This window comes from Yersinia sp. 1252 StPb PI, from assembly GCF_048593885.1.
GTDB lineage: Bacteria > Pseudomonadota > Gammaproteobacteria > Enterobacterales > Enterobacteriaceae > Yersinia > Yersinia enterocolitica_E.
In genome coordinates this window covers 1-502 of record NZ_JAZGQE010000478.1, presented here as the reverse complement: position 1 = coordinate 502, position 502 = coordinate 1, and the positions used below count along the sequence as shown (strand labels likewise).

The following is a 502-nucleotide window of genomic DNA, read 5'->3' as shown; positions in this document are numbered from 1 at the left end:
ATATTTTTATATAGCCAAACTAATTAGTAGCAATAAGTTAAATAATCATGATGCCAAATAAAATCATAGTCCTATTGGTTCTGATCCCATTTTCTACGATAGCTGATATCCGGGGAAAGGTTGTACGGGTATTAGATGGTGACACTATAGATATTCTTCAAGATAATCAGACATATCGAATTAGATTGAGTGGGATCGATGCCCCTGAAAAGCAGCAACCTTTCGGGCAGCGGTCGCGGCAAAACCTTTCAAAAATGATTGCTTTAAAAAATGTCACTGCCTTAGGAGATAAACAAGATCGCTACGGTCGTTTAATTGGCACTATCTATTACAACAACAAGGATATTAATGCGCAACAGATCACTTCTGGTTTTGCATGGGCTTATCGCTATAAGGGAAAAGCATCCACTCCTGAATATGTTCATATGGAAAACGTCGCCAGAAATGACAGCATAGGGTTATGGTCAGAACCTAATCCTATTGAACCTTGGAAATGGAGACG

Annotated in this window: 1 protein-coding gene; it reads left to right on the top strand. The window is 38.8% G+C overall.

Going from position 1 to position 502, the window contains the following annotated elements:
- Window positions 1-50: 50 nt before the first annotated feature.
- Window positions 51-502 (top strand): thermonuclease family protein (locus V2A85_RS24410; RefSeq protein WP_420072650.1); only part of this gene is annotated, 452 nt, incomplete at its 3' end.